Annotated in this window: 27 protein-coding genes and 1 riboswitch; of the genes, 13 read left to right on the forward strand and 14 right to left on the reverse strand. The window is 33.0% G+C overall.

Annotated elements, in window-relative coordinates:
- Positions 1-48: 48 nt before the first annotated feature.
- The gene (gene mscL / locus J7E44_RS21660) at positions 49-432 is read left to right on the forward strand and encodes a large conductance mechanosensitive channel protein MscL (RefSeq protein ID WP_214833633.1); all 384 of its coding nucleotides are present in this window, start codon (positions 49-51) and stop codon (positions 430-432) included.
- Positions 433-487: 55 nt separating this feature from the next.
- On the opposite strand, the gene J7E44_RS21665 is transcribed toward mscL, so the two are convergent.
- The 3 genes from J7E44_RS21665 to J7E44_RS21675 form a co-directional block, all read right to left on the reverse strand.
- Positions 488-1,447: a D-2-hydroxyacid dehydrogenase gene (locus J7E44_RS21665; RefSeq protein WP_214833636.1), complete on the reverse strand. Its 960-nt coding sequence runs from the start codon at positions 1,445-1,447 to the stop codon at positions 488-490.
- Positions 1,448-1,542: 95 nt separating this feature from the next.
- Positions 1,543-1,947 (reverse strand): LNS2 domain-containing protein, encoded by a 405-nt coding sequence (locus tag J7E44_RS21670; RefSeq protein ID WP_214834026.1) that lies wholly within the window; start codon positions 1,945-1,947, stop codon positions 1,543-1,545.
- Between the two features lie 230 nt (positions 1,948-2,177).
- On the reverse strand, positions 2,178-2,594 hold the full coding sequence (locus J7E44_RS21675; protein ID WP_214833639.1) for a carboxymuconolactone decarboxylase family protein: 417 nt from the start codon (positions 2,592-2,594) through the stop codon (positions 2,178-2,180).
- A 107-nt stretch (positions 2,595-2,701) separates the two neighbouring features.
- On the opposite strand from J7E44_RS21675, the gene J7E44_RS21680 reads away from it, so the two are divergent.
- The 4 genes from J7E44_RS21680 to gcvT all read left to right on the forward strand — a co-directional run bounded on the left by J7E44_RS21680 (position 2,702) and on the right by gcvT (position 5,709).
- Positions 2,702-3,529, forward strand: a complete 828-nt coding sequence (locus J7E44_RS21680; RefSeq protein WP_214833641.1) for an AraC family transcriptional regulator — start codon at positions 2,702-2,704, stop codon at positions 3,527-3,529.
- Between the two features lie 111 nt (positions 3,530-3,640).
- A complete protein-coding gene (gene idi, locus J7E44_RS21685; protein WP_214833644.1) occupies positions 3,641-4,150 on the forward strand; it encodes an isopentenyl-diphosphate Delta-isomerase in 510 nt (169 codons plus the stop codon).
- Positions 4,151-4,621: a hypothetical protein gene (locus J7E44_RS21690; protein ID WP_214833647.1), complete on the forward strand. Its 471-nt coding sequence runs from the start codon at positions 4,151-4,153 to the stop codon at positions 4,619-4,621.
- 11 nt (positions 4,622-4,632) lie between these two features.
- Complete coding sequence (gene gcvT / locus J7E44_RS21695) at positions 4,633-5,709, forward strand: glycine cleavage system aminomethyltransferase GcvT (RefSeq protein WP_214833650.1); 1,077 nt, start codon at positions 4,633-4,635, stop codon at positions 5,707-5,709.
- Between the two features lie 544 nt (positions 5,710-6,253).
- On the opposite strand, the gene J7E44_RS21700 is transcribed toward gcvT, so the two are convergent.
- Both J7E44_RS21700 and J7E44_RS21705 read right to left on the reverse strand, forming a co-directional pair.
- Positions 6,254-6,979, reverse strand: coding sequence for a hypothetical protein (locus J7E44_RS21700; RefSeq protein ID WP_214833654.1), 726 nt, complete (start codon positions 6,977-6,979; stop codon positions 6,254-6,256).
- A 318-nt stretch (positions 6,980-7,297) separates the two neighbouring features.
- Positions 7,298-7,651, reverse strand: coding sequence for an arsenate reductase family protein (locus J7E44_RS21705; RefSeq protein WP_214833657.1), 354 nt, complete (start codon positions 7,649-7,651; stop codon positions 7,298-7,300).
- A 118-nt stretch (positions 7,652-7,769) separates the two neighbouring features.
- On the opposite strand from J7E44_RS21705, the gene J7E44_RS21710 reads away from it, so the two are divergent.
- From J7E44_RS21710 to J7E44_RS21730, 5 genes are all read left to right on the forward strand, one after another.
- Positions 7,770-8,237 (forward strand): acyl-CoA thioesterase, encoded by a 468-nt coding sequence (locus J7E44_RS21710; protein WP_214833660.1) that lies wholly within the window; start codon positions 7,770-7,772, stop codon positions 8,235-8,237.
- Positions 8,238-8,352: 115 nt separating this feature from the next.
- Positions 8,353-9,189 (forward strand): GLPGLI family protein, encoded by an 837-nt coding sequence (locus J7E44_RS21715; protein WP_214833663.1) that lies wholly within the window; start codon positions 8,353-8,355, stop codon positions 9,187-9,189.
- 19 nt (positions 9,190-9,208) lie between these two features.
- Positions 9,209-9,276, forward strand: a riboswitch (Fluoride riboswitch).
- A 30-nt stretch (positions 9,277-9,306) separates the two neighbouring features.
- Positions 9,307-10,611, forward strand: a complete 1,305-nt coding sequence (locus tag J7E44_RS21720) for a voltage-gated chloride channel family protein (RefSeq protein ID WP_214833666.1) — start codon at positions 9,307-9,309, stop codon at positions 10,609-10,611.
- Positions 10,612-10,668: 57 nt separating this feature from the next.
- Positions 10,669-11,550 carry a LysR family transcriptional regulator gene (locus tag J7E44_RS21725; RefSeq protein ID WP_214833668.1) on the forward strand — a complete coding sequence of 294 codons (882 nt, stop codon included), beginning with the start codon at positions 10,669-10,671 and terminating at the stop codon, positions 11,548-11,550.
- A gap of 62 nt (positions 11,551-11,612) precedes the next feature.
- A complete protein-coding gene (locus J7E44_RS21730) occupies positions 11,613-12,569 on the forward strand; it encodes a YeiH family protein (protein ID WP_214833671.1) in 957 nt (318 codons plus the stop codon).
- 80 nt (positions 12,570-12,649) lie between these two features.
- Here J7E44_RS21730 and J7E44_RS21735 read toward each other — a convergent pair whose 3' ends face one another.
- From J7E44_RS21735 to J7E44_RS21770, 8 genes are all read right to left on the reverse strand, one after another.
- On the reverse strand, positions 12,650-12,841 hold the full coding sequence (locus tag J7E44_RS21735; RefSeq protein ID WP_214833674.1) for a hypothetical protein: 192 nt from the start codon (positions 12,839-12,841) through the stop codon (positions 12,650-12,652).
- Between the two features lie 168 nt (positions 12,842-13,009).
- Complete coding sequence (locus tag J7E44_RS21740; RefSeq protein ID WP_214833677.1) at positions 13,010-14,254, reverse strand: MFS transporter; 1,245 nt, start codon at positions 14,252-14,254, stop codon at positions 13,010-13,012.
- 73 nt (positions 14,255-14,327) lie between these two features.
- A complete protein-coding gene (gene rny / locus J7E44_RS21745) occupies positions 14,328-15,896 on the reverse strand; it encodes a ribonuclease Y (RefSeq protein WP_214833679.1) in 1,569 nt (522 codons plus the stop codon).
- A 225-nt stretch (positions 15,897-16,121) separates the two neighbouring features.
- The gene (locus J7E44_RS21750; protein ID WP_089029699.1) at positions 16,122-16,409 is read right to left on the reverse strand and encodes a cell division protein ZapA; all 288 of its coding nucleotides are present in this window, start codon (positions 16,407-16,409) and stop codon (positions 16,122-16,124) included.
- Positions 16,409-16,711 (reverse strand): V-type ATPase subunit a family protein, encoded by a 303-nt coding sequence (locus J7E44_RS21755; RefSeq protein ID WP_214833682.1) that lies wholly within the window; start codon positions 16,709-16,711, stop codon positions 16,409-16,411. Before J7E44_RS21755 ends, J7E44_RS21750 begins: the two co-directional genes overlap by 1 nt.
- Before the next feature lie 139 nt (positions 16,712-16,850).
- Positions 16,851-17,633 carry a type IX secretion/gliding motility protein PorT/SprT gene (porT, locus tag J7E44_RS21760; RefSeq protein WP_214833685.1) on the reverse strand — a complete coding sequence of 261 codons (783 nt, stop codon included), beginning with the start codon at positions 17,631-17,633 and terminating at the stop codon, positions 16,851-16,853.
- A gap of 3 nt (positions 17,634-17,636) precedes the next feature.
- Positions 17,637-18,368, reverse strand: a complete 732-nt coding sequence (gene ubiE / locus J7E44_RS21765) for a bifunctional demethylmenaquinone methyltransferase/2-methoxy-6-polyprenyl-1,4-benzoquinol methylase UbiE (RefSeq protein ID WP_089029696.1) — start codon at positions 18,366-18,368, stop codon at positions 17,637-17,639.
- Positions 18,365-18,934, reverse strand: a complete 570-nt coding sequence (locus tag J7E44_RS21770; RefSeq protein WP_214833688.1) for a hypothetical protein — start codon at positions 18,932-18,934, stop codon at positions 18,365-18,367. Before J7E44_RS21770 ends, ubiE begins: the two co-directional genes overlap by 4 nt.
- Positions 18,935-19,034: 100 nt before the next feature.
- Between J7E44_RS21770 and J7E44_RS21775 the strand changes: the two genes are divergently transcribed.
- The 3 genes from J7E44_RS21775 to J7E44_RS21785 all read left to right on the forward strand — a co-directional run bounded on the left by J7E44_RS21775 (position 19,035) and on the right by J7E44_RS21785 (position 22,241).
- Positions 19,035-20,102 (forward strand): 3-oxoacyl-ACP synthase III family protein, encoded by a 1,068-nt coding sequence (locus tag J7E44_RS21775; RefSeq protein ID WP_214833691.1) that lies wholly within the window; start codon positions 19,035-19,037, stop codon positions 20,100-20,102.
- Positions 20,103-20,171: 69 nt separating this feature from the next.
- On the forward strand, positions 20,172-21,377 hold the full coding sequence (locus tag J7E44_RS21780) for a metallophosphoesterase (protein ID WP_214833694.1): 1,206 nt from the start codon (positions 20,172-20,174) through the stop codon (positions 21,375-21,377).
- Positions 21,378-21,413: 36 nt separating this feature from the next.
- Positions 21,414-22,241 carry a class I SAM-dependent methyltransferase gene (locus tag J7E44_RS21785; RefSeq protein WP_214833697.1) on the forward strand — a complete coding sequence of 276 codons (828 nt, stop codon included), beginning with the start codon at positions 21,414-21,416 and terminating at the stop codon, positions 22,239-22,241.
- Positions 22,242-22,243: 2 nt separating this feature from the next.
- Here the strand turns inward: J7E44_RS21785 and J7E44_RS21790 are convergent, their stop codons facing one another.
- Positions 22,244-22,996, reverse strand: a complete 753-nt coding sequence (locus J7E44_RS21790; RefSeq protein WP_214833700.1) for a polysaccharide deacetylase family protein — start codon at positions 22,994-22,996, stop codon at positions 22,244-22,246.
- Between the last annotated feature and the right edge of the window lie 68 nt (positions 22,997-23,064).

Genomic DNA, 23,064 nt, shown 5'->3' on the forward strand with positions numbered 1-23,064 from the left:
ACAATTTTATTTATATTTGTGTTATACACAACTTTAAAAAAATAAATTATGGGATTTGTAAAAGAATTTAAAGAATTTGCAGTCAAAGGCAATGTCATTGATCTTGCAGTAGGGGTGATTATTGGTGCAGCTTTTGGAAAAATTGTTTCATCATTTGTAGAAGATGTAATTACACCTCTTTTACTTAATCCAGCTATGAAAGCTGCAGGTGCTGACAATATCAAAACATTGGCCTGGAATGGTGTTACTTATGGTAACTTTTTAGCTGCAGTCATTAACTTTTTATGTATTGCCTTGGTTTTATTTATGATGATTAAAGGAATTAACAAAATATCAAAACCAAAGGAAGAACCTGCTCCTGCGGGACCCACTGATGATCAAAAATTATTAATGGAAATCAGAGATTTGCTAAAAAATAAAAATAACATATAATAGAAAAACACCTCAATTGAGGTGTTTCTTTTTATTTTAATAATTCCTAAATAAATTAGTGAATCTGTAGTATACTTGAAATTTGTTCTGCTAAGGAAAGACCAATTCTATCCTGAGCTTCTAATGTTGATGCTCCCGTGTGTGGAGTTAAAGAGATTTTTGCATGGTTAAGGATTTCTTTAGAAGGCGTCGGTTCATTAATGAAAACGTCTAATCCGGCAAATTTCACTTTTCCTGAATTCAATGCTTCGATTAAAGCTGCTTCATCAATTACTCCACCTCTGGAACAGTTAACAATCGCTACTCCATCTTTCATGATTTCAAACTCATTCTTTCCTATCATATACCCTTCTTTTTGAGCAGGAACGTGTAATGTAATAAAATCTGAGTGCTTTAAAACCTCTTGCAAAGGTTCAGTTTCAATATCTACATTGATGAACTGGTTATTATAGAATTTTACTTTAATACTGGCGCGTCCCACGTTATTATCAGCCGCAATTACCCTCATCCCAAGACCTAAAGCAATTCTTGCAACTTCCTGTCCGATTCGTCCCATACCAACGATTCCAATCGTTTTTCCTCTTAGTTCAATTCCCTCCGCATATGCTTTCTTAAGGCCTGCAAATTCGGTATCACCTACTAAAGGCATTTTTCTGTTGGAATCCTGTAAAAATCTTGCTCCAGAAAACAAATGTGCAAATACTAATTCAGCAACTGATTCTGATGAAGCAGAAGGTGTATTAATCACATGAATCCCTTTCTCTCTTGCATAATCTACATCAATATTATCCATACCAACACCTCCTCTACCAATAATTTCAATAGATGGGCAGTTATCGATAATATCTTTCCTTACCTGAGTTGCACTACGAACCAGTAAAGTGCGGATCTTATGTTCATTAATATAATCTACCAAAAACTCCTGTGGAACTTTCGCTGTGATTACTTCAAACCCCTTTTCAGTTAATGCATCAATTCCAGATTGATCCAGACCGTCATTTGCTAAAACTTTCATAAATACAGTTTATATTTAAAGTGAAAAGATTTAAAAATTAAAAAATCAAGTGTATTACTTTTTCGTTTAATCTTTAAATCTTTGAATTATATTTTTTAATCTTCTTTGAAAACTTCAATGGTCACTTGCTTTTCTACCAAATCTGTAAACTTCCCTTTATATCTTGTAGCTCGCACCAAGTGGTTATCGATCCAGTGATAATTGCCACCTCTCGGCTTTCCACATAAAACACTATGATATTTAAATCCGTGTTTATCCAGCCAATCTATTGTAATTTGTTTTAAATTTTCAGTACGTGAAGTAAAGAAACAGATCTGATGTCCTTCATCATACCACTTGTTTACCGTTTCCAAAGCATCTGGATAAGGCTCACAAGTAACCATTCTTTCAGGTTCTTCGTTAGGAACATCGTCTGTAATTGTTCCATCAATATCTATTAAATAGTTTTTTACTCCGTCCTTAAGTATTGGACTTATGTGTTCGATATATTCTAGCTCCATCATAAAAATTTGAATTACAAAGTTACAATTTTTACGGTGAAGACTATTGTTAAACTTGATTTATATTGAATTTAAACCATTATAATCGCTATTCAATGAATAAAATAAACAATATTACTACTGATTTCATAATTTTGATTGAAATTTTTCTGTTATGGCTCAATTCAATTCCCGGAAATAACCTCAATTTTAAAGTTATTTCCGGGAATTATGCAAACAATTAATATCATCTAGAATTTTTCTCCTAAACTAATTCTTAAACGGTTCAAAGCGTTCATCAAAGAAATACTGGAGGTAAGTTCTACAATTTCTTTCTCAGAAAATTTTGACTTTAATTCTCTTAGTAAGGGATCAATGTCTTCTGTTAAACCCGTTACGGCATCTGCCCATCTTAAGACTAAGAGTTGTTTATCATTGAATGATATGGAATGTTTATATCCTGGTATTTTATCAATTAAAGATTGTTCAATTCCCATTTCTCTCAATTCAGCAGAATGGAAACTACAACAATAAGCACATCCATTTAATTGAGATATTCTTAGTTCAGCCAATGCAATAAGCTGATTATCAATTTCAGAATTTCTAATACTTGAATGAGCCTTATATAAATGCCCTACCGTTTGCTTTGCAATACTTTTATAATCCATCTTTTTTTTACAAAATTATAGAGATTCCTGCCTTTGAAAGGGTATAAAAAAGAGAACATTGAGTACAAATAAAAGATTTACTTTTGTACGATCTAATCAATGTTGAGATGGACCATATACGAGAGCTTATTGAGATAGAAATAATAGAATTATCAGAATGGAAAGATCGTTTTCGTAAAAATAGTTTCTTTGAATTGGTATTTATACTTGATGGAAAAGGAATACAAAGTATTGAATATAAAACCCAGGATTACAAGCCGAATGATTTTTTTCTTCTACCCTATTCAGAGTGTCACGCATATGAGATTATTGAACCCACAAAGTTTTTATTTATTCGGTTTACAGAACATTATTTTAAAAATCTTAAAAACACGAAGATCAATTATTCCCTGTGGTATAGCAAACTAAACTATATTATCGGATTTTATAACTTCAGTCTGGGACTTCCTTTTAACAATATCAAAGAAAGAGATCAGGTAAAAAGATTGTTTGAAATAATTGCTAATGAAAAGGATCAGGCTTCAGAATATTCAGAAACACTGGTAGCCAATTCACTTTCATCCATACTAACAATAATAAGTTCAAAATTAATCAGCGAAAAAGAAAAAGGTGATCATAAATTTTCAGAGATCATTCAACATATCAATCAAAATATCATCAATGAAGATCAATTATCCATTGCCTATCTTTCTGAAAAATTTAATATTTCCAATAAATATTTCAGTGAGTATTTTCGAAGGAAATCTGATGAATCACTAAAGGAATATATTCAGAAAACAAGGCTGCAGATAGCAGTTAACAGGATAAAATACACCCAAAATCCTTTGCAGGAGATTGCTTGGAGTTTAGGTTTTACAGATGGGAGCCATTTAAATAAAACTTTAAAAAAGCATTTTGGACTCTCTTCATCTGCATTAAGAAAAGAGGAAAAGTAGCAGTACGTTCAATGAGTTCTTAAATTTCACTATTTCTCTTTGTAGTTCACTCTTATATGATGTTTTACCAAAAATTTCCAAAATACATTTATTAAACTTACATTTGTAGGAATGGAAGAATTGGTAGTCTTAGTAAATCACGACGACGATGTTTTAGGTTTGATGGAAAAACAGCAGGCTCACGTTAACGGCTTGCTACACCGTGCTTTTTCAGTATTTTTATTTAATGATAAAGGAGAGATGCTTTTGCAAAAAAGAGCTTCTAAAAAATATCATTCTCCTAACCAATGGACCAATGCCGTATGCTCACATCCAAGAAATGGTGAAAGCTATTTGGAAGGTGCAAAACGTAGAGTAAAAGAAGAATTAGGAATAGAAACTGAGCTTTCAGAAAAATTCAACTTTATTTATAAAGCTGATGTTGGTGGTGGGCTATGGGAGCATGAATTAGATCATGTATTTGTAGGAAATTATGGTGCTGATTTTAATTTAAATAAAGAAGAAGTTGACGAGGTAAGGTATATTTCCATGAATGACCTGGACAAGGAGATCCTCGAAAATCCAACAAATTTCACAGAATGGTTTAAGATCATTCTGGAAGAATATAAACATCATTTTTAGATGAAAAAGAACCTGATAGTAGTAATTACATGTATGCTTGGATGCCTTTCATTTGCTCAGAAAGCAAACACTTATGAAAGTGCCAACTATTCAATTAATGTTCCCGAAGGATGGAAATCAACCAATGACGAGGGCATTGTAAATGTTTTTCCAACCAATGAGATCGGAGCCATCACTATTTCAGAGTATCACGATCTTAATATTCCAAAGGAAGAAACAAAAAAATTCATCCTTGCTCTTTATAAATCCAAGGACGAAGAAAGTAAAATAAAAGCCAGCAAAGGTAAGAAAGGATATACTGAATACCTTTATGAGTATTTTGATGAACATGATAAATTGTTCTGGATCACCAAAGTTTTTCAAAAGGACAAAAACCTGTTTCTTATATCCATAAATTGTGGACAAAAATATTGGAACGGTAATTATATGAACCTTTTCAACGAGACTTTCAATAGTTTTAAAATAAAGTAATAGAAATAAATATGAAGAAAACAGCCTTGTACGACAAACACGTTTCTTTAGGAGCGAAAATAGTACCTTTCGCAGGCTTCGAAATGCCTGTACAATATTCCGGAGTTACGGAAGAACATTTTGCAGTAAGAGAAAAAGCGGGAATATTCGATGTTTCTCACATGGGACAATTTTTTATTGAAGGACCTGGTTCTAAAGAGCTTTTACAATTCGTTACGACAAACAATGTAGATGCTTTGGAAAAAGGAAAAGCTCAATATTCTTGTCTTCCTAATGAAGATGGTGGAATTGTAGATGATCTTATCGTTTATCAAATGGACGATGAAAAATATTTCGTGGTTGTAAACGCTTCAAACATAGATAAAGACTGGAATCATATTTCAAAATACAACACTTTTGGTGCTAAAATGACCAATGCTTCTGATGATATGTCTCTTTTAGCAATCCAAGGTCCTAATGCTACAGCAATTCTTCAAAAGTTAACTGATGTAAACCTATCTGAGATTCCTTATTACAATTTCACTGTAGGATCTATAGCAGGAATAAATGACGTTATTATTTCGAATACAGGTTACACTGGAAGCGGAGGATTTGAAATTTATTTCAAAAATGAAAATGCTGTAACACTTTGGGATGCAATAATCAAAGCTGGAGAAGCAGAAGGAATCATCCCTTGTGGATTAGCTGCCAGAGATACTTTAAGACTTGAAAAAGGATTCTGTCTGTATGGAAATGATATCGATGATACTACTTCTCCTATTGAAGCTGGCTTAGGATGGATCACAAAGTTTGATAAGGATTTTATTTCTAAAGATACTTTTGCAAAACAAAAAGAGGATGGGGTTACCAGAAAATTAGTAGCCTTTGAACTTCAGGACAAAGGGGTACCAAGACATGATTACCCTGTGGTAGATGCCGAAGGAAATGTTATTGGAAAAGTAACATCCGGAACACAATCTCCAATGAAAAAAATTGGGTTGGGATTAGCTTATGTTGCTAAACCACACTTTAAATTAGGTTCCGAGATCTTTATTCAGGTTAGAAACAAGAATATTCCTGCAAAAGTGGTGAAAGCTCCTTTTGTATAATTAAAATAATATTTTAAATAAAAACACCGTAGAATTGTTTCTACGGTGTTTTATTTTTAATGTTGGATCATTATATCCCTGCTCAGCATTACAAAGTAATACAGGCTGCTTCCACTGTACCGCAGATCAGTGAACAAATTTTGCTAAAAAGGTTTACTTTTCTATTAGCTAGAATTAAAAAGAAAAGAGACTGTAAACAATATAATCTCTTTCTAAATTATCTACATATACAGCAGAGTCTTCTATCTGGAGTACATACATCCCCAACTCCAGGTGTGTTAGAGACCACTCCGCCTCCACCGCCACATAAGAAGTCACAATTTGGGACCGGAGGTCTTACACCACCACTAATTTGTCTCAAGTCTGCTCTGCTTAAGCTTTTGATTTTTTGAACATTTGTAATCATGATAATATTTTTTTGGTATTAACAAATATAGAGTTTTCACCTATACCATTTATATTCACTACAAAAATATTAATGCTAAATAACTGAAATAAAGGCTTATAAAACAAAATCGTTTATTTCGAAAGTTCAAAGAATTAATTATGCGGGAGCACCTTCCATCCATCTTCTCATCTGTACCCTGTGCGCTGGAGTTTCTTCTACTCCACCTGCTAAAACATCAAGTACTTTATCCCATAAACTCTTTTTCTTCGATTGAGATTCTTTCAGTTCATTATAAGCTTCTAAGTATTCTTTCTCATATTTGTAAGCCTCATCATCAGAATAATTCCAAGGAATATGCTTGAGAATATCATTCGTCAACATATCAATTTCTTCAGGTTTTAAAGCTTCCATCATCGCAAGCTTCAGCTTATAAGTCTCTGCTATTGACAAAATACGCCCAACGTTAGCTGAAATAATCTGCCATATATCTTCCCATTTTTGAAGATTTTCTTTGATAAAAATTACATTCCCAATCTTTTGTAATTCTTCTAAAGTATTGATTACAATTTCCCTATAATGATCATGAGTCTGCCAGATTTCCAACAGATTCGAGCAATCTTTATTTTTAAATTTATCTTCGAGACTTTGAAGGATACCCAGCAGTATAGAAGTGTTTTCTAACAATTTCGCTTTTTCATTGATCCATAAATTAATGACAATACTATCATTACTAGCAACTATTAATTTTCCGGCTTCAGAAATCTGCTTTGTTGCTTCATCATTACTGTCCTTTATTTCCTGGTTGCTCAATCTAATATCTACACTAAGCTTTCTTAAGCTTTGTACAGCTTTAATTACAGGATTAAATTCTTTTTCCATCATAACTTTATTTTTATTTGTGTTTTTATAATTATTGATGAAAAAAAATACTTAATACAGACTTTATAGCCTTAAAAGAATTAAGAAGGGAATTATTTTTTCATCATTGCGAACATACAAAAAAAATAAAATTCGAAATTTTGATTAAATTTCTATAGAAAAGCAAATATCCAGTAGATCTTACTGGATATTATTTAGTTTATATTTATTTATAGTCTAAAATATTTAAAATCAGAAATTAAATTTGCAATCAACTGTAATTTTAAGTTTTTATTAAAATTCGTGAATACAATTTTAATTTTATAAGTCAAATGATTTCAATCAGTTAGCCTTAAAAAACTCTTTAAGATTCTCAACATTGGTCTTATCATTCCCTACAAAAATTTCTGTATCAGTAATAAAAACTGGACGTTTTAGAAATGTGTAATGATCCAATAATAAATTTTTGAAGTCATTTTCCTGTAAAGATTTTACATCTAATTCCCTTAATTTTATTTGAGTAGATTTTTTGCTGAACAACGCTTCATAAGATTTTGTCTTTTTATACATCTCAGCCAATTCTACTTCCGTAATTGGTTCTTTTTTAATTTCTCTAAGCTCCCAACCTGAGAGATCAAACTGTGCTAATATTTTTCTGCAGGTATCGCAGGTATTTAGATGGAATACTTTTTTCATCTTTTACTATGATTTTTAATTGTCCTAAAAAGCTTCTTGTAAGCTTTGATTCTTCAAAATTATGATTTAATCCAGGACTTTGAAAATTATTAAATATCTTTATTCAAATTTTATAAAAATGGAGAACAAGCCTATTACGTTTCAATTTATCTCGGAACCGTCAGATGTTAATTATGGAGGAAATGTTCACGGAGGAAGCGTGATGAAATGGATCGATCAGGCAGGCTATGCTTGTGCTACAACATGGAGTGGAAATTATTCGGTAACTGTTTATGTGGGTGGAATTCGTTTTTATGAACCTATTAAGATCGGAGAAATTGTAAAAGTAGAGGCCCAGGTAATTTATACGGGTTCTTCGAGTATGCATATTTCTATTAATGTATTTTCAAGAAATCTTAAACAGCCAACTTTTGATAAAAAAACACATTGTATTATTGTTTTTGTTGCTGTTGATGAAAATGGTAAAAAATTGCCTGTCAGAAAATGGATTCCTGAAACTGAAACTGAAAAGCAACAAGAGCAGTATGCTAAACGATTAATGGATCTTAGAACTCAGATTGAAGATGAGATGAAACCTTTTTTGTAACAAAATTCAAGCTCCGAGGTATGCGATTCATATGAATGAAGTTGAGAATGTGATGATAAGATACATGAAAAACGATATGTAATAATTATATATAATAAAACATCCTGCCCCTATCATGAAAAATATTCTAACATTATTTGCGGTACTTGTTATCGTTTTCTTGCAGTCTCAGACTCATCGCTTTATTTATGAACTCCAGTATAAAATGGATTCTACGGAAACGGGCTATGAAAAGCTAAATATGATTCTGGATATTACCCCCAAAGAAGTTAAATTTTATGGGCAAAACCTGATGACTACAGATTCCTTAAATAAAAAATTTGGAATGAATTCCAGTCATACTGATATGTCCGGACAGGTTGTCAAGAGAAAAACTAATTCTTTTGATAATGAAAACTTCATTAATATAAAAGCTGGCTACTACTCATTTAAAACTACCGACAAGATTAACTGGAATATATCTGATGAAATCAAAAAGGTTGAGAATTATACTTTACAGAAAGCGACCACAAATTTTGGAGGAAGAAACTGGATCGCATGGTTTTGCAAAGATATTCCGTTTAATGAGGGACCTTTCAAATTTCGTGGATTGCCGGGCTTAATTTTTGAATTATCAGATTCAAATAAAAATTTTATCTATCACCTTGTAAAGAGCGAGAAACTTACCGGAATATTCCCAACCGAAGATTTTCTGGAATCCAATTTCGGAAACAAAGCGATCCCTATTAATGAGAAGCAAAAACAGAAACTAATGTTGGAGTTTTACAATGACCCTTTTGCATTTGAAAGAACGAATTTCAGTAAAACCAATACTAATCTGAATATCAACATCAATGGAAAAGAAATTCACACCGTAGATGAGCTCAACACGCAGACCAAAAGTATGCAGGAGGTCATAAAAAAATACAATAATCCGATTGAGATTAATAAGGCGATGCACTACAAAAATTAATATTAAATTCTATCTTTGTAACCGAAAAGGAAATGGTGTTCTTCCTTACCCAACCGCTTTACAAAAGCTGATGACGCCTGATTAATAGATTATCAACCGTAATTAATCAGGATTATTATGTCTAAAAATTCACGAACAGTAAACAGAAAAGTACGATTTCACTCAAGGTTTTTCTTTAGGAAATTTCCTGCAATTCTTTATATATTAAAATGGCTTTGCATCAGTATTATTATCGGAGCTGCTGCGGGAAGTGCATCTGCAGGTTTTCTAAAGTCGTTGGAATGGGCTACAGATTTTCGGGAAAATCATATTTGGATCATTGCTTTTCTGCCTGTTGCAGGATTTTTAATAGGCTTACTATATCATTACTTTGGACAGAATGTTGAAGCAGGTAATAATTTACTGATTGACACTATTCATGATCCCAAAGAAACCATTCCTTTCAAAATGGCTCCTTTTGTATACCTTGGAACAATAGTCACTCATTTTTTCGGAGGTTCAGCTGGTCGGGAAGGAACGGCAATACAAATGGCCGGGGCAATCGCAGATCAGCTCAGCAAACCTTTTAGATTAGATAAAACTGAAAGAAGGATCTTAATTATTTCTGCCATTGCTGCTGGTTTCGGTTCTGTTTTTGGAACTCCTTTAGCCGGAGCATTATTTGGTTTGGAAGTTTTTTTAATAGGAAGAATACGCTATAATGCCATCTTTCCGGCTTTTACTTCTGCTATTTTTGCAGACTGGGTCACAAATCTCTGGCAGGCTAAACATACGCACTATCATATTGACCTTATTCCCAAACTTGAACTTTCGCCTATTCTCTATAGTATTCTGGCGGGAATCGCTTTTGGAATTTGTGCTGCAACGTTTAGTAAAATGATTCATTGGATCGGAACTATTTTTAAATCAAACATTAAATATCCTCCATTTCGTCCTATCGTAGGTGGCAGTATTGTTGCTATTGCCGTATTTGCAATTGGAACCACAAAATATATCGGTTTAGGGATTCCTACCATAGTTGAATCATTTAATACTCAACTTCCGGTTTATGATTTTGCTTTAAAAATGATTTTTACCATCATCACTCTAGCCGCCGGGTTTAAAGGTGGTGAAGTAACACCTTTATTCTTTATTGGCGCTACTCTGGGAAGTGCTTTATCATTATTTATACCGCTTCCTGTAGGTCTTTTAGCGGGAATGGGGTTTGTAGCCGTCTTTGCTGGCGCCACGAATACTCCTTTAGCCTGTATGCTTATGGGTATAGAATTGTTTGGAGCTGAGTCCGGAATCTATATCGCAATTTCATGTATCGTTTCTTATTTATTATCCGGGCGAAATAGTATCTACCTCAAACAAAGAATTGGACAATCTAAGAATAGCAGATATGAGAGTGATCAGGACAAAAGCTTTTCTGATCTTTAATTAAAATTCTTATGATCAATTTAAGTAAGTTTGTGTATTCTAAATTTGCACTTTACAATGTTTGATTACAGACTCAAGGTTTTCTATACAGTTGCTTCAAGGCTGAGCTTTACAAGAGCGTCTGAGGAGTTGAATATCTCACAACCAGCAGTCACAAAACATATTAAAGAAATAGAAAATCAACTTAATACTAAATTATTTGACAGAAAAGGTACTTCTATTCAACTAACGCGCAGTGGAATCGTACTTTATGAATATGCAGAAAAAATTCGGAATATTTACAGAGATCTCGAGTTTGAAATTCATCAACTGAACTCAGAACATAAAGGAAAATTAATAATCGGGGCGAGCACAACAGTTGCCCAATATATTCTTCCTGAGATCCTCGCCAAATTTCATTCTTATTATCGGGATATAAAAATTGAACTGTTAATTTATAATACAGAAGTTATATCAACACTTTTAAAAGACGGCAAAATAGATCTGGGTATCATAGAAGGGGAATCTCAATCTGCTTATTTTAATTATGAAATCTTTAAAGCAGATGAGATTGTACTTGTGGCAAAAGCCAATCATCCACTGGTAAACAAAACTTTGAATCTAAAGAATCTATATACTATAGATTTAATTTTCCGGGAACAGGGTTCAGGAACACAGGAGTTTATTCAAAACCGCATAAAGGAAAAAGGAATTGATATTGAAAATCTTAATGTAATCATGCAATTAGGAAATAGTGAAAGTATTAAAAACTATTTATTACATTCAGACTGCATGGCTTTTTTATCCATCAGTACTGTTTTGAATGAATTGAAAAACAATACGTTAAGCATCATTGATATTAAAAATTTCAGTATCGAAAGAAATTTTCATTACATCCTTCCAAAAGGAGATCAATCTGAACTCATAAAACTCTTTTTAAAATTCATCAGTTATAACTAAAAGTTATCCAATATAACAAAATACGATTTACTTTGTAATTATAAATTGTAGAATTTTGAAGCATGAATTCAAAACTTTACAACACGATCGGTTTCATTCAAAATGAGAGCACAAAAAAAATAATTTTTATTGGATTAGCAATTGCTACCCTCATTCCATGGGTTTCATCACCAATTGCTTTAGCATTAGGGTTTATACTGGCGGTGTTTTTAGGCAATCCGTTTGAAAAGTATCTTCATCAATATATCCATTTGCTGCTTCAGATATCAATTGTAGGTTTAGGCTTTGGATTGAAACTTAATGAAGCATTACAAGCTGGAAAAACAGGATTGATATTAACTGTTATCAGTATTTCAACGGTAATGATTTTAGGATACTTTTTAGGAAGAGTCTTTAAACTTGAAAAGCAATTAACCTATTTACTTTCAGTGGGAACTGCAATTTGTGGGGGAAGTGCTATAGCAGCTACCTCTCCTATTATTAAACCTAGTACTAAGCAAATCTCCTTAGCATTGGCCATCGTTTTCACTTTAAATTCAATCGCTTTATTTGTTTATCCTGCTATTGGAAACACTTTACACCTATCTCAGGAACAATTTGGATTGTGGTGCGCAATAGGCATTCATGATACCAGTTCTGTAGTAGGAGCAGCCAGTAAATTCGGAAATGAGGCATTAAAAATAGCAACGACTGTAAAACTGGCTCGTGCCTTGTGGATTATTCCTGTTTCTATAATCACTATGTTTATTTTTAAAAATAAAGAATCAAAAATTAAGATTCCATGGTTTATCGCGTACTTTATTCTGGCAATATTATTAAATACTTACATTCCATTTTTTGAAAACTTCAGCTCGATAATAACATCCATTTCAAAATCCGGACTAAATTTAACACTATTCCTAATTGGCTCTACCCTTTCACTACAGACATTAAAAACAATAGGTTTAAAACCACTAGCTGTAGCTATACTGTTATGGATTACAATAAGTATTGGAAGCTTATTATATATTATTCATTAAAAAGAACAAAAGCTCTCTGGATAACCAAAGGGCTTTTGCATATTAAATGTGGAAATGTTTATTTCTTATTGAAATAGTTCTTAGATCGCTGATTGATCACAAGTATATACTTGTGGACAAGCAATATACTGAATGCAGTATTTTGGACCGGTTACAGATCCTGAGCAGCTGCATCCACATAAAGAAAGATCTGGATTACCTATACCACCTACGATGTTTTTAAGCTCTCCTTTGTTTAATTTCTTAGCGTTTTTAAAAATGTTGTTTGACATGTGATTTGATTTTGAGATTGAACAATATAGTTTAGTGATTTCAAATTTAAACAAATAATTAATATTCAAGGCATAGTTTTATGAAAAAATTCATAATTAATTTATATTCTAATAGTTATTAAATTAACTATATAAAAATCAATGCAATAAAATATTAAACACCTCATATTATTCGGTAAATTCAAGGTCTTTATTATGTGTTTCGGAAATAGTGATCGCAGAATAAAATGCAAGCCCAAAAACGACCAGTCCTACAATGGCAGCACTTATGATCACTGTGAAATTATGTTTAAGGAGATCAAATGCTAAGATCATTACAGGTACCAATCCTCTTACCATATTAGGAACCGTAGTGGTCGCTGTATTTCGGATATTGGTTCCGAACTGTTCTGCAGCCAGGGTTACAAACATAGCCCAATATCCTGTTCCCAATCCCAGCCATACACAGAAAATGTAATACTTGGTTTCTGTATTTGTATTTCCAAAAAGCATTATTACCACCCCAACTAAAGTGAAAGCAAGCATATAAAAAATGGCCATTTTTCTTGATTTCAAGAGGTGTGAAATAAATCCACTCATCAGATCGCCTATTGAGATCCCAACATAACCCCACATAATTGCTTTTCCTGGGTTTATTTCTTTTATCCCCATCTCAGGTGCAAACTGATTGGCTAAAACAGCAAGAATACCAATGCAATACCATGTTGGAAGACCAACAGCAATACACTTAATATAACGTATAAAACGATCTTTATTGGTAAAAAAAGAAAGAAAGTTTCCCTTTGAAACGGTCGTTTTATGTTCAATGTTTTTATAAATACCAGATTCGGAGACACTTATCCTTAAAAATAAGAGCATAATACCTAAAACACCACCAATGATATAAGAAATATTCCAGCTTCCTGCCAGCTCCACAGTTAGTTGTGCAACTACAGCTCCCATTAATCCGAAGCCAGCAACAACAGATGTTCCAATTGCTCTCAGGCTTTTAGGAAGGCTCTCAGAAACCAGTGTAATTCCAGCTCCCAGCTCTCCAGCCAGTCCAATACCTGCAATGAATCTTAATCCTGCATATTGATATACCAAATGTTCTTTTGGAAAGTATGGCAAGAACCCGCAGGCTATATTCGCCAAAGAATAAACAAGAATAGAACCGAATAATACGGAAAGTCTTCCTTTTTTATCTCCAAAAATACCCCAGAAAACACCACCAATCAGCAAACCTATCATCTGACAATTTAGAATAAAGGTACCATCAACATCGGGATTTAGACCCAAAGCTTTTAAACTGGGAATTCTTACAATACCAAATAAAAGGAGGTCATAAATATCTACAAAATAGCCTAAGGCAGAAATAATTACCGGAATAGAGAAAATGTACTTCAGTTTTGAAGACATGGATAGTTCTTGCATTTTTAAATTTTGATAAAAATAAAAAACCTTTCAATTTCTTGAAAGGTTTTTATAGAATATCTTTATTAAATTATTATCTGGCAATATTCACAGCTCTCGTCTCTCTGATTACTGTTACTTTTACCTGTCCGGGATATGTTAATTCGTTCTGGATCTTTTCAGAAATGTCGTAAGATAACTGAGAAGCGATCTCATCATTTACTTTTCCACTTTCAACCATTACTCTTAGCTCTCTCCCTGCCTGAATAGCATAAGCACTGGATACACCTTCAAAACTTAATGCTGCAGATTCAAGATCTTTCAGTCTTTGAATATAAGATTCCAATACCTGACGTCTCGCTCCTGGTCTTGCTCCTGAGATAGCATCGGCGACCTGAATAATCGGTGATAATAAAGAGGTCATTTCAACTTCGTCGTGGTGAGCTCCAATCGCATTGATTACTTCTGGGTTTTCACCGTATTTCTCAGCCCACTGCATTCCTAATAAAGCATGTGGAAGTTCAGATTCCTGTTCAGGAACTTTACCAATATCGTGTAAAAGACCTGCTCTCTTAGCTAATTTTACATTTAATCCTAATTCAGCGGCCATTGTTGCAGCTATGTTTGCTACTTCTCTGGAGTGCTGTAATAGGTTCTGTCCATAAGAAGAACGGTATTTCATTCTACCTACGATTTTAATCAATTCAGGGTGTAATCCATGAATTCCTAGGTCTATAATTGTTCTTTTTCCAACTTCAATAATTTCCTCTTCAATCTGTTTTCTTGTCTTTTCTACAACTTCTTCAATTCTCGCAGGGTGAATTCTTCCGTCCGTAACTAATCTGTGAAGAGATAATCTTGCGATCTCTCTTCTTACAGGATCGAAACATGAAAGTAGAATAGCTTCCGGGGTATCATCTACAATAATTTCCACTCCTGTTACCGCTTCCAATGCACGGATATTTCTACCCTCTCTACCGATAATTCTGCCTTTTACTTCGTCAGATTCAATATTGAATACAGATACAGAGTTTTCAATGGCCTGTTCTGTTCCAATTCTCTGGATCGTCTGAATAACGATCTTTCTCGCCTCTCCTTTAGCATTTAACTGAGCCTCTTCCATGATACTCTGAACATGCGCCTGAGCTCTGGTCTTAGCTTCTGCTTTCATTGATTCTACCAATTCAGCTTTAGCTTCCTCAGCAGTATAATTTGATATCTTTTCAAGAATCTCAACTTTTTTAGAAGTTACAGAATCTAACTCTTGTTGTTTCTTATCTAAGATCTCAATTTTCTTAGCATAATCTGCAATCTGTTTATCCAGATCCTTTTCAAGCTTTCCAGTCTTACTAAGCTCATCATTCAGCTTATTTTCTTTATCTTTTGTTCTCTTTTCAACCTCTTGGATCTTCTTTTCACGAACCTGAATATCAGCATCATGTTGAGATTTCAATTCAAGGAATTTTTCTTTAGCTTGAAGGTTCTTTTCTTTTTTTATGGATTCGGCTTGTACGTTAGCTTTTTCTATAAGGTTTTCAGCATTTTTCTTTGCATCATCTATAATAAATTTTCCCTTAGCATTGAGTGAGCTTTTAGAGAAAAGAATCCCTATTACTGCACCAATCACCAAGCAAATAACGCCGACTATAATGGCTGTTGTCATATATATTGAGTTTTAATTGTCTTTAATATTTAAAATAAAAAAGCCTACAATAATCCAGTGATATAGAGTAAACTCCTAATCAACACGATTTGAACTGATTTCCACTGTCTGTAATCCGGAGAACCGGCACGCCATTCGATGGACATTTGTTCGGTAATTGTTTAGCGTTGAGTTTACCTTTAATGTGTTAGAATTATTGTAGGCAGTTGTTTCAGGAAAAAAAATCTATTTCCCAATTTCATTCAGCGTCAGATTAATTTTCGCTAATCTTTCGTTGGTTGAATTTATATTCTTTTCGTAGTTAAGAGATACAACCTCTGCATTAGTTCCCAATTTCAGGGCACACATTGCCAAAGCATCCTGTTTATCTCTAACATCGAAGTTTTGTTCAAAATCTTTAATCATACTTTCAATCTGCTTCCCTACTTTACGCAAAGTTTCTTCCTCGGCGGCTGGTACGTTCAGCGGATATACTCTTCCCGCAATGTTTATGGTTATTCTTCTTACCTCCATTATAATCCACTGTTTTGAAGCTGAGCAATACAAAAGTCAATTTCTTTTACCAATCGGTTGATATGGTTTTTCATTAATCTATTGTGTTCAGGATTTCCTGATATTGCTGAATAAAGTTTTATCTTTTTTTGTTCTTCTGCTAATACCTGACTTTTCTTTCTTTCCTCATCATATCTCTTCTTCAATTCATCATGCTCTGTATTCAATTCCGTAAATTTCTCACTGAGATTCTGATAGTTTTTATGTAAATTCAAAATCTTTTTTTCCAGCTCTGAAAAATTATTTTCTAAATCTTGAAGCATTTCAGGTTTTATATATTCTAACTGTTAGCAAAAATATAAAAATAATGACATTAACAAAAATAAATGTCTCTATATTTTGATATCATGCACAAAAAAGGAGATGCTTTTGCATCTCCTATATCTATTTAGAGTAAATTTTCTATTCAAATTTCAGTACAAACATGATTGCTCTGGTTTGTAAAGTAGATACTGCAGCAGACCAATAAGGAGGCGTATTCGCATTATCCGAAACTATTTCGTTATTCATAATGAATGTTCCTCTGATCGCTGGAGTCAGCTTAAATTTATTGAAATAAAACTGAATTCCCATTTCCGCAGACCATGCAAAGTTATGCGTTGTGGATCTGAAGACCTGTTGCAAATTGTCATCAGTAGAGTCAGAATTGGACTGCAGGTTAACGATATAGTTTACCCCTGCAGCAACATATGGTCTTGAATTATACCATCTCTGCCCATGAAGTTCCAACATTACCGGAATATCCACTAAAGTTGATTTCACTTCTCTTACTCTATCCTTTTCGTGTAAAAGAATCGGAGTAAAAGGAGGATTTGTTAATGTACCAGCTGCATACTGATCATTCGATTGTGTATTAAAAGTTAGTTCCCTTTGAGCAAATTGTAAGCCTGGTTCAACTCTTAGATCCAAATAGTCATTCAATCTCCATTTTCCGATCAGTCCGGCTCCGAAGCTTGTGCTACTTTTAGATGAAACAAGATTATGATTCCCATTCATACCGTATCTTGGGTTAAGTACTATACGGTAGTCTAGTAAATTACCATTCAGATAAAAACCCCAACTAAAGATTTGTTGATCAAACTCTTCCAACTTATCCATTCTGTTTCGAGTTCTAAATTGCGCATCTGCAAAGATTGCAATATTTACTGAGGCTAAAACCAGTACTTTTAATAAAAATTTATTCATAGGTTACTTTGTTGCTTTATAAATTGTGGCTATACCTAAACTTAGTTTTTTATATTCAACTTTTTTAAATCCTGTATCTAAAAGAATTTGTCTCATCTTTTCCCCGAAAGGAAAAGCATTTACAGAATCCGGAAGGTATGTATATGCCCTATTATCTTTAGAAACCAACTTGCCTATTGCAGGTAATATATTTTTAAAATAAAACATATAAAATGGTCCCAAAAACCCCTCAACCTTTGAAAACTCAAGTATAAAAACACTCTTGTTATCTTTAACTACTCTTCTCAACTCTGATAAACCTTTTGTAAGATTTTCAAAATTCCTTACTCCAAATGCAACGGAAACAGAATCAAATCTATTGTCCTCGAAAGGTAAATTTTCTGCATCCCCTTTCTGCATGGAAATTTTGCCGTCTAAATTAAGTTTTTTTATTTTAATAACGCCAACATTTAACATTTGTTGCGATAAATCTAAACCAATTACTTTTGCACTGGTTCCTTTTTCAATTGTGATTGCCAGATCTCCCGTTCCTGTAGCCACATCCAGCACTTCTTGGGGGTTATCACTTTTCATCCATTTTACCAATTTATTTCTCCATATGATATCAATTTTCATTGATAAAACACGATTTAAAAGGTCATATTTGGGTGCAATATTGTCGAACATATCCTCTACCTGGCTTTTTTTTGTAGCCTCAGAATTGTAGGGGGTTACTTGGTTGATATCTTTTGTCAAAACTTGTAATATTCTTTATAGTAATTAAGGTAATCTTGTTTTCTGAAGATTTTTGAACGGGATTCCACTTTATCAATATTCTTGATTAATTTATCATAATCCTCATCTACATTATAATAAAAGTCATCTGTAAAAAGCTTATTGAAATGTTTAGCTCCGCCAAAATATTCTTTTCCGTCTATTACGGTTTTATTAAGCTCCAAAAGTAATGAATCTTTTTTAAGATTGTATCCATAATATTGTCGGTTAATATAATAATCCTGATGAGCGATGTTTAAAAGCCCACGAATCTTATTTACCTGGAAAGCAGAATCGTAAAGTATTTTTTTGTTTTGGTCGAAAACTTTAATAGAATTTTTTCCTTGATTTAAATCGACGGGTACCGACTGCCCTGCTGAAATAATACCTTCAGAACCATTATTAATTCTATAGTAATAAGTATTAGGAGTTGGGTTATCCACTAAGTAATAATTTTTCTTAGCTAAAAAAAGGAAATAAATCCCAAAGGCAATTATAAACGCCACAACGGCAATAGCTAAGCCTTTTAAGGATGGATTATTTTTCATAGACTGTAAAGTACAATTTTTGCAAATTTAATAATATTTTTAATTCTTTCTTATTAAGATTAATTATTAACTTTGCGTTTTTAAAAAATCATTTAAGCGAATGCCGAATACGATCATTATAGGTTCTGGATCTTATATTCCTAATAGAATTATAGGTAGAGACTTTTTCATGAATTCTGAGTTCTATACAGATGAAGGTGAGAAGATAGAAAAGCCTGCTGAAGAAGTTATTGCAAAGTTTGTAGAAATTACTGAAATAGAAAACCGAAGGTTTATTGAAGAGGATCTGTCCAACTCAAAAATTGGATATGAAGCAGCTAAAGCTGCTATTGAGGATGCAAAAATAGATGCTGAAGATTTAGATTATATTATTTACGCAAGTAATTTCGGGGAAGTTACAGTGGATGGCTATGTAAACTTCATGCCTAATATGGCTGCAAGAGTAAAAAATAAATTGGGAATACAAAATAGAAAGTGTATTACTTATGACATGATTTTTGGTTGTCCGGGGTGGGTTGAAGCAATGATCCTCGCTAATAATCTGATCAAAGCTCAATCTGCCAAAACGATTCTTGTTATTGGAGCTGAGACTTTAAGCCGTGTTACTGATCCGCATGATAGAAACAGAATGATCTTTGCTGATGGTGCTGGTGCAGTAGTTGTAAAAGCAACAGATGAAGAGAATGTAGGAATTATAGCACACAATACGATCTGTGATAATGGTCCTGAATTATGTTACCTGGAAAATGGCCCATCTATCAATAAAGACGCAGACCAAAAACGTCTTTTTGTAAGAATGCAGGGAAGAAAGATCTATGAATACGCTTTAAAAAATGTACCTGCAGCAATTAAAGAGACTATTGATGACGCAGGACTTTCTATTGAGGACATTGATAAAATACTTATCCACCAGGCTAATGCAAAAATGGATTATGCAATGATAGAAAGACTCCATAAGCTTTATGACGTTAAAGATTATGATCATTCTATATCTCCTATGACGATTCAGGAATTTGGAAATTCTTCTGTAGCAACTATTCCTACCATGTTTAATTTAATAATTAAAGGAAAAATGGATGGTCAATCGTTTAAAGATAAAGGGAACATTGTTATGACTTCGGTAGGTGCCGGAATGAACATCAATGCGATCGTTTATAAATTTCCTTAAGAATAAATAATTTAAAATATTAAAAAGCACAAAGGGAATTTTTCTTTTGTGCTTTTTTTAAATCTGATTATGCAAAAAAATTTTTTAATTATTGCCGCTATTTTTCTATTCCTGGAAGTATATATTTACCAGGCAATAAGAACATTAACAGACAATTCCTGGGTAAAAATCGGCTACTGCGTGTTATCACTAGCTATTTATGGAATTTTCGCTTATGAGATCACTCATTTTCAGAAATCAGATCGAAGTTCTATTAGAATCCAATGGATGATGTCTCTTTTTCTGATTTTCATTCTCCCAAAAATTTTCATTGTCATGTTTTTATTGATCGATGATATTTTCAGAACAGGAACCTATATTTTAGGTTTTAGAAATCCGGCGGAGAATTTTTTTCCTGAAAGAAGGAAGTTTCTAAGTTTAATGGGACTGGGGTTAGGCGGAGTACTATCCGCACTTTTTATTGATGGAATTACTTTTGGAAAATATCGCCATAAAGTAAGAAAGGTAAAAGTAAAACTCACCAATCTTCCGAATAGCTTTAAAGGGTACAAAATTATACAGATTTCAGATGTTCATAGTGGAAGTTTTGCCGACCCAAGTAAACTGGAACACGCCATCGAACTGATCAATGAACAGAACCCAGATCTGGTTTTGTTTACCGGAGATATGGTAAATAATGTTTCGGAAGAATTCCTGCCTTTCATTCCTTTGTTTTCAAAAATCAAGTCTAAAGATGGTAAATTGGCAGTACTTGGAAATCACGATTACGGAGATTATGTAACATGGTCTTCTTTGGATGCCAAGAAAAAGAATCTTGACACACTTATCGATTACGAAAAACAAGCAGGGTTCGATATGTTGAGAAATGAACATAGAGTCATCGAAAAGAATGGTGAAAAACTCTATATTTTAGGAGTTGATAACTGGGGATTAAAACCATTTCCACAATTTGGAGATTTGGACAAAGCACTCGAAAGCGTCCCTGAATCAGCAGCAAAAATATTAATGAGCCATGACCCTACTCATTTTGATTACGTCGTAAAACAACACCCCGGAAACGTCCAACTGACTTTATCAGGACATACTCATGGTATGCAGTTCGGATTGGACTTAAAAAACATAAAATGGTCACCTGTTCAGTATCGTTATCCGAAATGGGCTGATATTTATGAAAGTGAAGGTAAGTTTCTTTATGTAAACAGAGGATTCGGAGTTTTAGGATACCCTGGAAGAGTGGGTGTATTACCGGAGATCACTCTTTTTGAGTTGTCTTAAATTGTATATTTTAGTAGAAATCAAAATATTATAAGTATGAAAGACACTGGAGAAAGGCATATTTTAAATGAAAATTTCAACAACAAATCTGAATTATATCTTCATTTGATGCATATTGCTACTTATGAATATGCCAGAAACTTTGTAAAAAACAAAAAGGTTTTGGACTACGGATGTGGTTCAGGTTATGGTACTCATATGCTATCAGAGAACACAGAAAGCATTATTGGCGCTGATATAAGTGATGAAGCTATTGAGTATGCAAAAAAAGAATATAGCGCTTCTAATTTACGCTTTATGACAATTTCTGAATTGGAAAATGAAAAATTTGATGTCATAACATCTTTTCAAGTTATAGAGCACGTTCCCAACGATCGTGAATATACTGCCCATTTAAAAAAGATGTTGAATCCTGGTGGCATTCTGATTATTTCAACTCCGGATAAAAAGCACAGACTTTTTAGATATATACAACAGCCCTGGAATATCTTCCATCTCAAAGAATACACTCCTGAAAGTTTGCAAAAAATGCTTTTAAAACATTTTAAAAAAGTAGAAATTTTAAAAATAGGTTCTGAGTCGGACTTGGTTTTGGAGGAGATTAAACGAACAAAAAAACAAAGAACAATCACGTTGCCGTCAACTCTGTTTTTTTATCCTTATTTCTTAAGAGTTTTCCTTTTAAAACTTCAAAAAAAATTATTCGATTTTATAAAAAAATCAAAATCCAACAATCAGAAAAACTCTGTACCAAGTACTGCTAAAAACTATTTTTTATCAGAATATTCCTTTAAAGATATTCTCTTTAAAAAAGATATGCAATACTCTACAGATTTATTAGTAATCTGTAAAAATGAAGAATAGGATTAAAAAATATAATCTTTCATACGGGAAGTAGCAAGCTCCTTCTCATTAATCCAGGTAAGGAGGGCATTTAATTTGTCCTCCATTTTTTTTCCTGAAAAGAATTTCCTGTAAAATGGAATCTCAAAAGGATAGGTTTTAAAATCGGTGAACTGCCACGAATTTAAATAGATCAGAACAAAGTCATCATTCTTCAAGGTTTCAAAGACCATATTCTGATAATACTTCATTGGCAATATTTGAAATACAAAATCATTGTATGGCAATTGACTGTACGGAGATATACTTTCAGGAATAATACTTAATCCGTCTTCTTCTGAAATTTCAGTGTCTCTTTTTAATCGTTTTAAAGGAAAAAGAATATTTGCATTATCAATATTTGAAACATAATTGAACTCCAATAATTTCAAATTCTCCTGGGGGAGCTTCACCTCTTTTTGACGAATTCCCCGGATCTGTTTTCCAAAACATTCCTGGATATATTTCTTCAATTTTTCAATTTCGTGAAGGGTAGAGTTTTTATTATAAAAAGCAATTTCATGCCCGCGGCCTGAAATTGCTTTTATAAGATTTTGAAGTTTTTCAATGATAGAAATTTCAACAAAAAATGTTGCTTTGGTATCGTGAATATCTAAAATTCTAAGAATAGCTTTTGTATTGTCATTTGTTATTTTTAACCTGTCATCATTGGAAATCTGAACTCCATTTTTGGCTTCTGCTTCAATATCTACGATGTTAAAAGTCAATAATATCATTTAAAGTTAATTTTATATAAAATTTATAAACAATTAAAAATGAGACGTTAAAAACACTTTTAATTAAA

Origin of the sequence: Chryseobacterium sp. ISL-6 (assembly GCF_018613715.1) — a bacterium.
Taxonomy (GTDB): Bacteria; Bacteroidota; Bacteroidia; order Flavobacteriales; family Weeksellaceae; genus Chryseobacterium; species Chryseobacterium paludis.